Origin of the sequence: Parasphingomonas halimpatiens (assembly GCF_036663795.1) — a bacterium.
Lineage (GTDB): Bacteria > Pseudomonadota > Alphaproteobacteria > Sphingomonadales > Sphingomonadaceae > Sphingomonas.
Window position 1 is genome coordinate 73,013 of record NZ_JAXOJP010000005.1, and the last position, 13,004, is coordinate 86,016.

At 67.6% G+C, this 13,004-nt stretch carries 12 protein-coding genes and 1 pseudogene; 6 read left to right on the top strand and 7 right to left on the bottom strand.

Features of this window, described 5'->3' with window-relative positions; genetic code table 11:
• Positions 1 to 112: 112 nt before the first annotated feature.
• From U1839_RS07055 to rpmF, 3 genes are read right to left on the bottom strand one after another with little or no spacing between them, the layout of a single operon-like run.
• Positions 113 to 1,072 carry a beta-ketoacyl-ACP synthase III gene (locus U1839_RS07055; RefSeq protein ID WP_332802963.1) on the bottom strand — a complete coding sequence of 320 codons (960 nt, stop codon included), beginning with the start codon at positions 1,070 to 1,072 and terminating at the stop codon, positions 113 to 115.
• Complete coding sequence (gene plsX / locus U1839_RS07060; protein ID WP_332802964.1) at positions 1,069 to 2,133, bottom strand: phosphate acyltransferase PlsX; 1,065 nt, start codon at positions 2,131 to 2,133, stop codon at positions 1,069 to 1,071. The genes U1839_RS07055 and plsX overlap by 4 nt, the downstream gene beginning before the upstream one ends.
• A gap of 29 nt (positions 2,134 to 2,162) precedes the next feature.
• Positions 2,163 to 2,342 (bottom strand): 50S ribosomal protein L32, encoded by a 180-nt coding sequence (gene rpmF, locus U1839_RS07065; protein WP_281127982.1) that lies wholly within the window; start codon positions 2,340 to 2,342, stop codon positions 2,163 to 2,165.
• Between the two features lie 199 nt (positions 2,343 to 2,541).
• Between rpmF and U1839_RS07070 the strand changes: the two genes are divergently transcribed.
• Positions 2,542 to 2,985, top strand: a complete 444-nt coding sequence (locus U1839_RS07070) for an MAPEG family protein (RefSeq protein WP_332802965.1) — start codon at positions 2,542 to 2,544, stop codon at positions 2,983 to 2,985.
• 97 nt (positions 2,986 to 3,082) lie between these two features.
• Here the strand turns inward: U1839_RS07070 and U1839_RS07075 are convergent, their stop codons facing one another.
• Positions 3,083 to 3,742 carry an MBL fold metallo-hydrolase gene (locus tag U1839_RS07075; protein WP_332802966.1) on the bottom strand — a complete coding sequence of 220 codons (660 nt, stop codon included), beginning with the start codon at positions 3,740 to 3,742 and terminating at the stop codon, positions 3,083 to 3,085.
• An 81-nt stretch (positions 3,743 to 3,823) separates the two neighbouring features.
• Here U1839_RS07075 and pabB point away from each other — a divergent pair, with 81 nt between their 5' ends.
• The 4 genes from pabB (at position 3,824) to msrA (ending at position 7,796) form a co-directional block, all read left to right on the top strand.
• The gene (gene pabB / locus U1839_RS07080; protein WP_332803139.1) at positions 3,824 to 5,581 is read left to right on the top strand and encodes an aminodeoxychorismate synthase component I; all 1,758 of its coding nucleotides are present in this window, start codon (positions 3,824 to 3,826) and stop codon (positions 5,579 to 5,581) included.
• A 44-nt stretch (positions 5,582 to 5,625) separates the two neighbouring features.
• Complete coding sequence (locus U1839_RS07085; RefSeq protein ID WP_332802967.1) at positions 5,626 to 6,825, top strand: pyridoxal phosphate-dependent aminotransferase; 1,200 nt, start codon at positions 5,626 to 5,628, stop codon at positions 6,823 to 6,825.
• Positions 6,826 to 6,935: 110 nt separating this feature from the next.
• Positions 6,936 to 7,079, top strand: coding sequence for a hypothetical protein (locus U1839_RS07090; protein ID WP_332802968.1), 144 nt, complete (start codon positions 6,936 to 6,938; stop codon positions 7,077 to 7,079).
• 60 nt (positions 7,080 to 7,139) lie between these two features.
• On the top strand, positions 7,140 to 7,796 hold the full coding sequence (gene msrA, locus U1839_RS07095; RefSeq protein ID WP_332802969.1) for a peptide-methionine (S)-S-oxide reductase MsrA: 657 nt from the start codon (positions 7,140 to 7,142) through the stop codon (positions 7,794 to 7,796).
• On the opposite strand, the gene pdeM is transcribed toward msrA, so the two are convergent.
• Entirely contained in the window at positions 7,793 to 8,455 is a 663-nt protein-coding gene (gene pdeM, locus U1839_RS07100; RefSeq protein WP_332802970.1) for a ligase-associated DNA damage response endonuclease PdeM, read from the bottom strand. The two genes, msrA and pdeM, sit on opposite strands and share 4 nt — an antisense overlap.
• Before the next feature lie 124 nt (positions 8,456 to 8,579).
• Between pdeM and U1839_RS07105 the strand changes: the two genes are divergently transcribed.
• Complete coding sequence (locus U1839_RS07105; RefSeq protein WP_332802971.1) at positions 8,580 to 10,514, top strand: potassium transporter Kup; 1,935 nt, start codon at positions 8,580 to 8,582, stop codon at positions 10,512 to 10,514.
• A gap of 24 nt (positions 10,515 to 10,538) precedes the next feature.
• Here U1839_RS07105 and U1839_RS07110 read toward each other — a convergent pair.
• Positions 10,539 to 11,950, bottom strand: a pseudogene (locus U1839_RS07110) (M20/M25/M40 family metallo-hydrolase).
• A 61-nt stretch (positions 11,951 to 12,011) separates the two neighbouring features.
• On the bottom strand, positions 12,012 to 12,959 hold the full coding sequence (locus tag U1839_RS07115; protein WP_332802972.1) for a retropepsin-like aspartic protease: 948 nt from the start codon (positions 12,957 to 12,959) through the stop codon (positions 12,012 to 12,014).
• Positions 12,960 to 13,004: the final 45 nt, after the last annotated feature.

A 13,004-nucleotide genomic window follows, 5' to 3' on the forward strand; every position in this document is an offset into this window, starting at 1 on the left:
ACACAATGATTGGGCGACTCGAAAGAGCTTTGTTACCACTCTGTAACAGTCAGCCCTAAGCCTTTCGGTTGAGGAAATGACGTCCGGCAGCCCGGCGCATCTGATTACGCTGTCAGAAGCGGACGACAGCGGCGCCCCAGGTGAAGCCGCCGCCCATCGCCTCGAGCACGATCAGGTCGCCGCGCTTGATGCGCCCATCGCGTACCGCCGTATCGAGCGCCAGCGGCACCGACGCGGCCGAGGTGTTGGCATGCTGATCGACCGTGACCACGACCTTTTCGGGCGCGAGGCCGAGTTTCCGGGCGGTCGCATCGAGGATCCGGGCATTGGCCTGGTGTGGCACGACCCAGTCGACATCGCCCGCGACGAGGCCGGCAGCGTCGAGCGCCTCGCCCATCACGCTCGCCAGATTGACGACGGCGTGGCGGAACACCTCGCGCCCCTTCATGCGGACCTTGCCGACGGTGCCGGTGGTCGATGGCCCGCCATCGACATAGAGCAATTCGTTGTGGCGCCCGTCGGCGTGCAGCCGCATCGCGAGGATGCCGCGCCCGCTATCGGCTTCGCCTTCGAGCACGATCGCGCCGGCGCCGTCGCCGAACAGCACGCAGGTGGTGCGGTCTTCCCAGTCGAGCAGCCGGCTGAAGGTCTCGGCACCGATCACCAGCGCGCGACGCGCACTGCCGGCACGGATCATGCTGTCGGCAACCTGCAGCGCGTAGAGAAAGCCCGAGCACACCGCGGCGATGTCGAACGCCACGCAATCGTCGATGCCGAGCATCGCCTGGACCTTGGTCGCGCTGGCCGGGAAGGTCTGGTCGGGCGTCGCGGTCGCGAGAATGATCAGGTCGATCTCGCTGGCGTCGCGCCCGGCGGCGGCGAGCGCGGCGCGACAGGCATCGGCGGCCAGCGTCGTCGTCGTTTCGTCGGGGCCGGCAATGTGGCGGAAGCGAATGCCGGTACGCTCGACGATCCATTCGTCGGTGGTGTCGACCCGCTCGGCGAGCTCGGCATTCGACACGCGGTGCACCGGCAGGGCGGAGCCGGTGCCGGTGATGACGCTGCGGATCATGCGGCCGGCGCTCCTGCGGGCTGGGCGAGCGCGGCAGCGAGCGCGTCGATCTGGCGCAGATCCTCGCTGATCTTCCGCGTCAGATCGTCACTGACCATCTTGGCAGCGGCGGCAATCGCGGTCGCGACGCCGATCTCGTTGGCACCGCCATGGCTCTTCACCACCAGCCCGTTGAGGCCGAGAAAGACCGCGCCATTGTGATTGTTGGGATCGAGATGGTGGCGCAGCAGCTCGGTCGCCGGCCGCGAGATGAGGAACCCGACCTTCGAGCGGATCGAGCTGCTGAAGGCGCGCTTGAGCAGGTCGGCGACGAAGCGCGCCGTCCCTTCGGCGGTCTTGAGCGCGATATTGCCCGAAAAGCCGTCGCAGACGATCACGTCGACATCGCCGCGCGACAATTTGTCGCCCTCGATATAGCCGACAAAGGTCATCGGCAGATGCGTCGCTTTCTTGAGCGCCTGCGCCGCATCGCGGATCTGCTCGGTGCCCTTCTGATCTTCGCTGCCGATGTTGAGCAGCGCGACACGGGGAGAGGCGAGATCGAGCGTGGTGCGGGCATAGGCCGCACCCATCACCGCGAACTGGGTCAGGTTGCGCGCGTCGCATTCGGTATTGGCGCCGAGATCGAGCACGACGGTGTCGTTGGGGCCGAGCGAGGGCATCAGGCCGGCTAGCGCGGGCCGGTCGATGCCGGGCATGGTGCGCAGCGCGAGCTTGGCCATCGCCATCAGCGCGCCGGTATTGCCCGACGATACCGCGGCCGCGGCACGACCCTGTTTGACGAGGTCGATCGCGATGCCCATCGACGTCTTCTTGGCGCGACGCAGTGCCTGGCTCGGCTTCTCGCTCGAGCCGACCAGTTCGGGCGCATGGACGATCTCGGAATGCGCGCTGAGATTGGGGTGAAGCTTCAACCCCTCGGCGATTGCGGTCTCGTCGCCGACGAGGAAGAAGCGCATATTCTCGAACCGGTGACGCGCGCGCGCGACCCCGGCGAGCATCACTGCCAGCCCTTCGTCGCCGCCCATCGCGTCGACCGCGATCCAGGAGCTGTCAGACACGCTGGCCACCTGCTCCTGTGCTGTCGTGCTCAGCCTTCGACCGAGACGATCTCGCGGCCGTTGTAGTGGCCGCAGGACGCGCACAGATTGTGCGGGCGCTTAAGTTCGCCACAGTTCGGGCATTCCTGGAATGCGGCGACGGTGAGCGAGTCATGGGCGCGACGCATGCCGCGCTTGGACGGCGTAGTCTTTCTTTTGGGAACGGCCATTTCGGCGAAAACCTTTTGTCAGATCGGTAGTTGCGACAAGCCCGGAAACACGGCCACGCAACCGATGGCCGGCCGGCCACGGTTGGCACCAGCGGCCGGACGCATCGCGAAGCTTGGCGCCTATAGCGATTCGCGCGGACGTTGCAACCCGGCGTCGCGACTGGCACCACGCGCCCAAGCAACCGATAAGGGGAATGTCATGGACGGAATCATGTTGCCGGTCACGCTGATGGCGGCCGGCGGGAGCGCGCTGATCGCCTTCTGGCTGGCGCTGCGCACCGGCGGCGCGCGGCGTGCGGCGAAGGTGAGCATCGGCGATGGCGGCGACATGGCGTTGATCGCCCGGATGCGCGCCCAGGCCAATTTCACCGAATATACGCCCTTCATCGTGATCCTGATCGGCCTGATCGAACTGGCGACAGGGACCTCGATCTGGCTGTGGGTCGCCGGCGCCTTGCTGCTGGTGGCGCGCGTCGCGCACGGGCTCGGCATGGACGGCCTGCGCGGCGGCCGCAGCTTCGGGACGGCGGCGACCTTCCTGTTGCTGCTCGGCCTCGGCCTGTACGCGGCGGCGCTGCCCTTCATCGCGACGCGTCACGCGCCGAAGACGATCGAGCTGACGACGGTCCCGGCGCAGGGCTGAGACAGCATCGTGCGACCCGGCTTGGCGGCTAGTGGATTGATTTTGACATTTGCCCGCGACCTCGCCGAAAGCGGTAGCAAATGTCAGAATCGGACCACTAGGCCGCCATCGCCCGGTCGCTGACGAACATATTGTGCTCGCGCTCGTGCGCGAAATTGCTCGTCTGGCCGTGGCCGGGGATGAACACCGTGTCGTTGCCGAGCGGCCAGAGCTTGGTGACGATCGAGTCGAGCAGCTGCGGATGGCTGCCGAGCGGGAAATCGGTGCGGCCGATCGACCCGGCGAACAGCACGTCGCCGACCAGCGCCAGCTTCGACGCCGGGTGATGGAAGATCACATGGCCGGGCGTGTGCCCGGGGGTGTGATAGACGTCGAGCGTGAGGTCACCGACCGTCACCGTATCGCCCTCGACCAGCCAGCGGTTCGGTTCGAACGGCACGCCGGTGATGCCGTACTGGCGCCCGTCCTCGGCGAGTCGCGCGATCCAGAAGCGATCGGCCTCGTGCGGCCCCTCGATCGGCACGCCGAGCTCGTCGGCGAGCGGCTTGGCCGCGCCGCAATGGTCGATATGGCCGTGGGTGAGGATGATCTTCTCGACCGTCACGCCGTGCTGCGCCGCCGCCGCGGTGAGGCGCGGCAAGTCGCCACCGGGATCGACGAACGCGCCGCGCATCGTCGCGGTGCACCAGATCAGGCTGCAATTCTGCTGAAGCGGGGTCACGGGGACGATCGCCGCGCGCAAGGGAGGGTTTGCCATTGCCGCGAGATAGGCGGCCGGTCGATAGCGGGCAAGCCGGGGGTTGCCGAGCACCCCCTTGCCAGCGCATCTGGCGTGACGATGCTCGCCGCCGAGACCCAGCCCTTCATCCTGCTCGACGACGCCCGCCCCGGCGGCGCGCCGGCGCGACTCTATCGAGCGCCACTGCGGATGATCGTCGCCGACACGCCGGCGGACGTCCCCGCCGCGCTGGCGGCGCTACGCGCGGCGCGGCGCGAGGGGCTGCATGCCGCCGGCTATCTCGCCTATGAGGCCGGCGCTGCGCTGCAACCTCGCGCACCGATCATCCCGGGCGAGGGGCCGATATTGTGGTTCGGCATCTTCGACCGCTTCGACGAGATCGCGCCCGACGATGTACCGGCGCTGCTGCCTGACCCGGCCGGGGCCTGGGCGGGTGCGCCGCGCCCCGTAATCGACCGTGCGACCTATGATTCGCGGCTGGCGCGCGTCCAGGCGCTGATCGAGGCCGGCGATATCTACCAGGCGAATCTGACCTATCGCGCCACCGTGGCGATGGCGGGCGACCCGCTCGCGCTCTACGCGCGGCTGCGTGCCGCCTCGCATGCCGGCTATGGCGCGATCGTCGCGACCGGCGCGCATATCTTCCTGTCGCTGTCGCCCGAGCTGTTCTTCGCGCTGGAAGGCGACCGGCTGACCTGCCGGCCGATGAAGGGCACCGCGCCGCGCGGCGCGACCCCGGAACAGGATCGCGCACTCGCCGCCGCGCTTGCCAGCGATGCCAAGCAGCGCGCCGAAAATCTGATGATCGTCGATCTGATGCGCAACGACCTGTCGCGCGTCGCCGCCCCGGGGAGCGTCGCGGTGCCCGAACTGTTCGCGGTCGAGACCTATCCGACGGTGCTGCAGATGACCTCGACCGTGACCGCGACGCTCGACCCCGACAAAGACGCGATCGACGTGCTCACCGCGCTGTTCCCGTGCGGATCGATCACCGGCGCGCCCAAGTCGCGCGCGATGGAGGTGATTGGCGAGGTCGAGGCGACGCCGCGTGGGCTCTACACCGGGTCGATCGGACGGATCGACGCGAGCGGCGACGCCATGTTCAACGTGGCGATCCGCACGCTGGCCATCGCCGGCGACAGCGCGACGCTCGGCCTCGGCTCGGGCATCGTGGCCGATTCGACCGCCGGCGACGAATGGGCCGAGTGCGCCGCGAAAGGCGCGTTCGTCACCACGGGCCAGCGCCGCTTCGACCTGATCGAGACGATGGCGTTCGACCCGGAGGCCGGCATCCCCCGCCTCGAGCGCCACCTCACACGGATGAAGGCGAGCGCCGACGTGCTGGGTTTCACCTTCGATCGCCACGACACGCGCAACGAACTGCAGGCCGCGACCTTCCGCCTGCGCAGCGCGCGGCGCATCCGGCTGGTGCTGTCTGCTTCGGGGGCGGTGGCGATCGAGGTTTCACCGCTGCCGGCGCCACCCGCCGACCCGGTCGCGGTGGCGATCGTCCCGCTGCCCGTCGCAACGCGCGATTTCCGGTTGCGCCACAAGACCAGCGATCGTGCCTTTTACGACGCGGCCCGCGCGGCCGGCGGCGCGTTCGAGGCGATCTTTGTCGATCCGCAGGGCTTCCTCACCGAAGGCAGTTTCACCTCGCTGTTCGTGGCGCACGACGGCGTGCTGCTGACCCCGCCGCTGGCGCGCAGGCTGTTGCCCGGCGTGTTGCGCGCCGAGTTGATCGACACCGGCCAGGCGATCGAGGCCGAGCTGACCCCGGCCGATCTGGCCGGTGGATTCTTCATCGGGAACGCGCTGCGCGGTTTGATGCCGGCGATTGTTGCGGTTGCGAAGTAAAGCGAGCTATAGCGCCGCCGCTTCCTGAACCGAAGGGCCCCATCATGCACCCGTCCGCCGCGCTTGCCCGCATCAAGCCCTCGCCGACCCTGGCGATCACCACGCGGACGCTGGAGCTCAAGCGCGCGGGCGTCGACGTGATCGGTCTCGGCGCGGGCGAGCCCGATTTCGACACCCCCGATTTCGTCAAGCAAGCCGCGATCCAGGCGATTCGCGACGGCAAGACCAAATATACCAATGTCGATGGCACGCCCGAGCTGAAGGAGGCGATCGTCGCCAAATTCCGGCGCGACAACGGCCTCACCTACACCACCGACCAGATCACGGTGAATGTCGGCGGCAAGCATACGCTGTTCAACGCAATCGTCGCGACCGTCGATGCCGGAGACGAGGTGATCGTCCCCGCGCCTTATTGGGTCAGCTATCCCGATGTCGTGCTGTTCGCCGGCGGCACGCCGGTGTTCGTGCCCGCTGGTCCGGAGCAGAATTACAAGCTCAACCCCGCACAGCTCGAGGCGGCGATCACCCCGCGCACCAAATGGGTGATCCTCAATTCCCCATCCAACCCGACCGGCGCAGCCTATTCGGTCGCCGAGCTCAAGGCACTGGGCGAGGTGCTCGAACGCCACCCGCACGTGTGGATCTTCGCCGACGATATGTACGAGCATATCATCTATGACGGCTTCGAATTCGCCACCATCGCCCAGGTCTGCCCGTCGCTCTACGAGCGCACGCTGACCGTCAACGGCTGCTCCAAGGCCTATGCGATGACCGGCTGGCGCATCGGCTTCGCCGGTGGCGCGTCGTGGCTGATCAAGGCGATGGCGAAGCTGCAGTCGCAATCGACCAGCAACCCCTGCTCGATCGCCCAGGCCGCCGCCGTCGCCGCGCTCAACGGCGACCAGAGCTTCCTCGCCGAGCGCGCCGCCGCCTTCCAGTCGCGACGCGACCTCGTCGTGTCGATGCTCAATCAGACGAACGGCATCACCTGTCCGCGGCCCGAGGGCGCCTTCTACGTCTATCCCGAACTGTCGGGGCTGATCGGCAAGACCACGCCCAAGGGCATTCTGATCGATTCGGACGAAACGTTCGCCACCTATCTGCTCGACGAGGCGCGTGTCGCGGTGGTGCAGGGTGCGGCGTTCGGCCTCTCGCCGGCGATGCGCATCAGCTATGCGACCTCGGACGAACTGCTGCGCGAAGCCTGCGAGCGCATCCAGACGGCGTGCTCGGCCGTAAGGTAGTCAGCGGACCGGACAGGCTGGGTTAAGCCCCACAAGGCAAAGCTTGGCTTGTCGATCTGCCGCGCGACCCGATCTGTTGCGCAACGGCAAGAGCAGGAAGGATTTATTTCATGCGCGCATTTCTGTGCTCCAGCTTCACCTGGTCGCTGATGGGCGGCTTTGCGCTGGGCGCGCTCGGCGTAGCCGCGTTTCATCCGACCAGCGCTGCCATGGCGCCGACCCAATCCCCGGCTGCGGTCCATCGCAGCCTGTAACCTTTCGCGCCGCACCGGCGAACAGGGGCAAACCCGCGCCCTGCGCCATCGGAGGCCATCATGATCAAGTCCCTGTTGTTCGCCAGTGCTGCCGCCATCGGCCTCTTCGCGCTGATGGGCGGCGCCGCGCAGGCCGAGCGCGCCGTGCCGCTTCCCGTCGCTGCGCATGACGTCGCGCGCACCGCGACGCCGCAGGTCGCGGTGCTCGCCGGCGGCTGCTTCTGGGGCATGGAGGCGGTGTTCGAGCATGTGAAGGGCGTCAAGACGGTCACCACGGGCTATGCCGGCGGCACGCGCGACACGGCGAGCTACGATCAGGTGTCGAGCGAAACGACCGGCCATGCCGAGGCGATCCGCATCGTCTTCGACCCCGCACAGGTCAGCTACGCGACCTTGCTGCGGGTCTATTTCTCGATCGCGCACAACCCGACCGAACTCAACCGCCAGGGGCCGGACAGCGGCACCAGCTATCGCTCGGCGATCTTCCCGCAGAGCCCGGCACAGCGCGCGGTGGCGACGGCCTATATCGCCCAGCTCGGCCAGGCCCATGCCTTCCCCGCACCGATCGTGACCAAGCTCGAGACGGGCAGCTTCTTCCCGGCCGAGGCCTATCACCAGAATTTCTACGACCGGAACCCGAGCCACCCGTACATCGTCCATTGGGACAAGCCCAAGGTCGCCGCGTTCAAGGCCGGCTTCCCGACGCTGGCGCGTTAGGCCGCCAACGGAAATCTGAGCAGCCGGTCCTCGACCGCTATCAGGGCCTCGGCGGCGGTGCCGACGGCGCGGACGATTTCGGGATGGCCGGCATCGAGGCCACCGGTGAGCGCGCCGAACGCCGGCAGGATCAGCTTGGTCGGCGTCGCGACGAAACAACGCCGCGAGATGCTGCGCCCGCGCACGCGCAGCCGCAGCTTGGGGTGGAAATGGCCCGACAGCTCGGGCCGCTCCTCCTGCGCTTCGGCCTCGTGACGCAGCACGATGCCGTCGACCACCGCCTCGTCGACGACCTCGCCGCCACAGCGATCGACCATGCCGCTATCGTGATTGCCGGTGATCCAGGTCCAGCGCCGCGTCGCGGTCAGCCCGCGCAGCAGCTCCTGCGCGCGTGGCGGCAGTCGCTCGCAGCCCGCCGCATCGTGAAAGCTGTCCCCCAGGCACCAGATTTCCTGCGCGCCGGTCGAGGCGACGAGGTCGCCAAGCGCGGTGAGCGTCGCGATCGAATCATAGGGCGGGAGCATCTGGCCGAAGCGCGCGAACCAGCTCGCCTTCTCGAAATGCAGGTCGGCGACGAGCAGCGCACGCCGCGCCGGCCAGTAAAGCGCGCCTTCGGGCAGGGCGGCCAGCGTGTGGCCAGCGAACGAAAAGGGAACCATCGCCCCGCTATGCCTTGCGCGGCGCGGCCGATCAACCACTTGCGAGCCACACCACAAAAGCGCTTGCGCTGCGGTGCAACAGGCGTAAAGCGCGCCGTCCCAACCGACAGGCCGTTTCGCACGCATGTCATCCGTCCCCGAACAATCCGGGCCGCACGATCACCCCCATCCCGCCCTGATCGCGCTGACTGTCGGCGCGATCGGTGTGGTGTTCGGCGACATCGGCACGAGCCCGCTCTACGCCTTTCGCGAAGCGCTCAGGCTGGCCGCCGATGACGGCATCGTGGCGAGCGAGATCTTCGGCGTGCTTAGCCTTGCGCTTTGGTCGCTGATCCTCGTCGTGACGGTCAAATATGTCCTGTTCTTGATGCGCGCCGACAATCAGGGCGAGGGCGGCGTGCTGGCGCTGACCGCGCTGGCGCGGCGCGCGCTCGGCCGGCGCTCGCTGATCGCGCTGACGCTGGGCGCGGCTGGGGCGGCGCTGTTCTACGGCGACGCAATCATCACCCCGGCCCTGTCGGTGCTGTCGGCGATCGAAGGCTTGCGCACCATCCCCGGCGCCGAGACGATGTTCGACGAACAGACCATCATGGGGATCACCATCGTCATCCTGGTCGGGTTGTTCCTGATCCAGTCGCGCGGTACCGCACGGGTGTCCAAGCTGTTCGGCCCGGTGTGCATCCTGTGGTTTTTCGCGATCGGCGGCCTGGGCTTGTGGCACATCGCCGACGAGCCTACGATCCTTGCCGCGCTCAACCCCTTCTATGCGATCAGCTTCATGGCGACGCATGGCACGACCGGGCTGTTCGTGCTGGGCGCGGTGTTCCTGACCGTCACCGGGGCGGAGGCGCTGACCGCCGATATGGGCCATTTCGGGGTGCTGCCGATCCGCATCGGCTGGTTCGCGCTCGCCTTTCCGGCGCTCACGCTCAATTATTTCGGCCAGGGCGCCTATGCGCTCCATGCGCTGGAGGCGGCGCAGGCGGCGCACCAGCCCTTCGCCAATCTCGACTGGTTCTTTCTGATGGCGCCCGACATGTTGCGCCCGTGGCTGGTTGTGCTCGCGGGTCTTGCGACGATCATCGCCAGCCAGGCGGTGATCACCGGCGCCTATTCGCTGACCCAGCAGGCGATCCAGCTCGGCCTGCTGCCGCGGCTGCGCATCCGCCAGACCTCGGCGTCGCATGCCGGGCAGATCTATCTGCCGGCGATCAACTGGCTGCTGCTGGTCGGTGTGCTGGTGCTGGTTGTGCAGTTCCGCAATTCCTCGGCGATGGCGGCGGCTTACGGCATCGCGGTGACCGGCACGATGGTCGTCACCACCTGCCTCGCCTATATCGTCGTCAGGCATCGCTGGAACTGGAAGCGCCCGACCGCGATCGCGGTGATCCTGCCTTTCCTCACGCTCGACCTGATCTTCTTCGGCGCGAATATCCTGCGCGTCGTCGAGGGCGGCTGGGTGCCGCTGGTGATCGCCGCGTGCATCGGCCTGCTGATCTTCACCTGGGTGCGCGGGCGCGGCATCGTGCGTGCGTTCGAGCAGCGCCAGAGCATCCCGCTCGCCGATCTCGCCGCCGCGCTCGCCAAGCGGCCGCCCGAGCGCGTCGAGGGCACGGCGGTGTTCCTGACCTCGAATCCCGAGCATGCGCCGGGCGCGCTGATGCACAATCTCAAGCACAACAAGGTGCTGCACGAGCGCAACCTGGTCGTCAGCGTGCGCACCGCCGACCGGCCGATGACCGACCCCGACAAGCGCGCCACCATGACGCGGATCGACGATAATTTCACCGTCGTGGTGCTGCAGTACGGCTTCATGGAATCGCCCGACGTACCGCGCGACCTCGGCTTCGAGCATGCCGGCGAGCGGCGCCTGCTCAACCCGGCCAAGACGAGCTATTTCATCGGCCGCAACACGATCAAGCCCTCCGCCGACGAAGGCATGCCATTGTGGCAGGATCAGATCTTCATGTTCCTGCAACGCAATGCCGCCGACCCGACCGAATTCCTCAAGATTCCGCCCGGCAAGGTGCTCGAGCTCGGCGAGCAGGTGACGGTCTGATCGTCACCTGCCCCGCGCGCCCGTTCAGCCCGCGTAAGCCTTGACCAGATCGTAGAGATAGTCCCGAGCGTCATAGAGCGAATTCTTGCCGATCCGCTCGTTGAGCCCGTGCACACCATTGAAATCGCTGTCGAGGAAGGTCCCCGGCGCGCCATAGACCGGGATGCCGATCGCTTCGAGGAAGATGCCGTCGGTCGCGCCGGTCGACATCAGCGGCAGCAGCGGCAGGCCCGGGAAATGTTTCGCCGCGACCGCGCGCATCGGGCCGAGAATCTTCGGGTCGAGCGCCGGGGGAATGGCGGTCGGGCGGACCGGCGCGTTGGCGGTGATGGTGACCTTGGGTCCGGCGAGCCGCTGCAGCGTGGCGAGCGTCTCCTCGACCGTCTCGCCCGGGAAGATGCGGCAATTGACGTTGGCCGTCGCGCGCTGCGGCAGCGCATTTTCGGCATGGCCCGCGCTCAACAGCGTCGCCACGCAGGTCGTCCGCAGCGTCGAGTGCAGCACCTTGTCGCGGCTGATCAGCGCGTCGGCCTGCTTGTCCTCGGGGTTGGCGAGCAGCCGCCGGATCGCATCGCCGACCGGCGCCGGAACCGCCGTTGCGGTCGCGGTGAAGAAGGCGCGCGTCGTATCGGTGAACTTCACCGGAAATTCATAGCCCCGCACCGCCTCGAGCGCGTCGGCGAGCTGGTAGATGGCGTTGTCGGGCACCGGCGCCGAGCTGTGTCCGCCGGGATTGGTCGCGAGGAAGGTATAGTTTTGCGCCGCTTTCTCGCCGACCTGCACCGCGAGCAACTGGCGTTTGCCCGCTTCGTCGAGCCGCCCGCCGCCGCCCTCGTTGAGCGCGAATTCGGCCGCGATCAGGTCTGGCTTGTTCCTGGCCAGCCATTCCGCACCGTTGAAGCGAAGGTCGTCTCCTCACCGCAGGTCAGCGCCAGCTTGATCGTGCGCTTCGGCTTGTAGCCGCTGGTCTTGAAGCGGACCATCGCGTCGGCCCATATCGCCGCCATCGCCTTGTCGTCGACGGTGCCACGGGCATAATAATAATCGCCCTCCTCGATCAGCGTGAAGGGATCGCGGGCCCAGTCCTCGCGCTTGGCCTCGACCACGTCGAGATGCCCGAGCAGCAGCATCGGCTTCACCCGCTTGTCGCTGCCGGGCAGGATCGCGACAAGACCGCCCTCGCGCGGATGGTCGGGCACCGAAAAGGGCGTGATGTCGGCATCGGCATAGCCCGCCGCCTTCAGCCGCGCGGCGATCTGCGCGGCGGCCTTGGTGCAGCTGCCCACCGACAGCGAGGTGTTGGTCTCGACCAGTTCCTTGTACAGGCCGAAGAACGCCTGGCGATCGGGCGTCATGGTCTGCGCCGCCGCGGCCAGCGGCAGCATCCCCAGCGCCGCGGCGCAGCCGCCCAACAAAGCTCGTCCGATCGATCGCATGCGCCCGTCCCCTTCAAGTTCGGCACACGCTAGGGCGCCCGGCGGCGCCTCGCAACAGTGGTCAGGGCGCGATCGCATCCTTGGGCAGCGCCAGCCGCAGCGTGCGGTTGGGAAAGTCGATCTGGACGCGCTTGAACAGCTTCATCGCGTCCATGCCCAGCATCAGCGCCGGGCGCTTGATCAGGCCGAAGCGCTTGAACGGTTCGGCATCGGCGAAGGCGACCGGCAGGTTGGCGAAGTTCAGCCCGGCGACCTTGATCTCGCCCACCTGGGCATAATCGGCGACCAGCACGTCGCCGGTCACGCCGAGCAGGGTGATGCTCCCCATCCCCTTGGTGCTGTGCGACACCGCATTGCGCAGCGCGAGATTGCCCATCGTCACCGCCGAGCCGGTATCGACGATCACCTGGATGCGCCGTCCGCGATAATAGGCGTCGGTGACGACCAGCTGCCCCATCAGACTGCGGGCATGCACCACGACCTCGCCCTCGGCGGCGGCGGGCACATGACGCAGCACCGCCGAGGGCGTGACCGTCATCTGCTGCCGCTCGAAATCGATCGACACCTTATGGCCCTGCAGCGTGTCGAGCCCGAGCAGCCCAAGCGCACCGAGGTTGCGAGACGCCAGCGCTGGCGCCTCGATCCGCGATCCGCCGAGCGCGCCGACGCTGATTTCGGGGATGACGAACGTGCCGAACATGCCGGTACCCGACATCGACGTGAGATGGATGGCCGGCCCCGGGGCGAGCCCGAGCCGGCCGGCCAGTTCGCGCGAGATGACGGTACGCTGCGCGCCGGTATCGACGATGAAATGAAAGGGCCCGCCGGTGCCGATCGTCACCGGCACGGTCATCCGCTCGCCTGCTTCGCCGAAATCGAGCAATTCGTCCGTCGCGGTCGTGGTGGAGGGTGCGTCGGCCAGCGGCGCGGGTTGCGCGACGGGTTGCAGCGAGGTCGGCATGGCGACGCCAACCGCGAGCGACAGGGCAAAGGCCAGTCCCAACTCCATCCCTGAAAGCTACGCTCGTTCCGGCCCCATCACAAGTGAAACAAA

Bases quoted from the DNA above. Each gene is read 5' to 3' on its own strand.
- U1839_RS07055 (WP_332802963.1), bottom strand. From the start codon at position 1,072: ATGATCCGCAGCGTCATCACCGGCACCGGCTCCGCCCTGCCGGTGCAC.
- rpmF (WP_281127982.1), bottom strand. From the start codon at position 2,342: ATGGCCGTTCCCAAAAGAAAGACTACGCCGTCCAAGCGCGGCATGCGT.
- U1839_RS07070 (WP_332802965.1), top strand. From the start codon at position 2,542: ATGGACGGAATCATGTTGCCGGTCACGCTGATGGCGGCCGGCGGGAGC.
- U1839_RS07075 (WP_332802966.1), bottom strand. From the start codon at position 3,742: ATGGCAAACCCTCCCTTGCGCGCGGCGATCGTCCCCGTGACCCCGCTT.
- pabB (WP_332803139.1), top strand. From the start codon at position 3,824: ATGCTCGCCGCCGAGACCCAGCCCTTCATCCTGCTCGACGACGCCCGC.
- U1839_RS07085 (WP_332802967.1), top strand. From the start codon at position 5,626: ATGCACCCGTCCGCCGCGCTTGCCCGCATCAAGCCCTCGCCGACCCTG.
- U1839_RS07090 (WP_332802968.1), top strand. From the start codon at position 6,936: ATGCGCGCATTTCTGTGCTCCAGCTTCACCTGGTCGCTGATGGGCGGC.
- msrA (WP_332802969.1), top strand. From the start codon at position 7,140: ATGATCAAGTCCCTGTTGTTCGCCAGTGCTGCCGCCATCGGCCTCTTC.
- pdeM (WP_332802970.1), bottom strand. From the start codon at position 8,455: ATGGTTCCCTTTTCGTTCGCTGGCCACACGCTGGCCGCCCTGCCCGAA.
- U1839_RS07105 (WP_332802971.1), top strand. From the start codon at position 8,580: ATGTCATCCGTCCCCGAACAATCCGGGCCGCACGATCACCCCCATCCC.
- U1839_RS07115 (WP_332802972.1), bottom strand. From the start codon at position 12,959: ATGGAGTTGGGACTGGCCTTTGCCCTGTCGCTCGCGGTTGGCGTCGCC.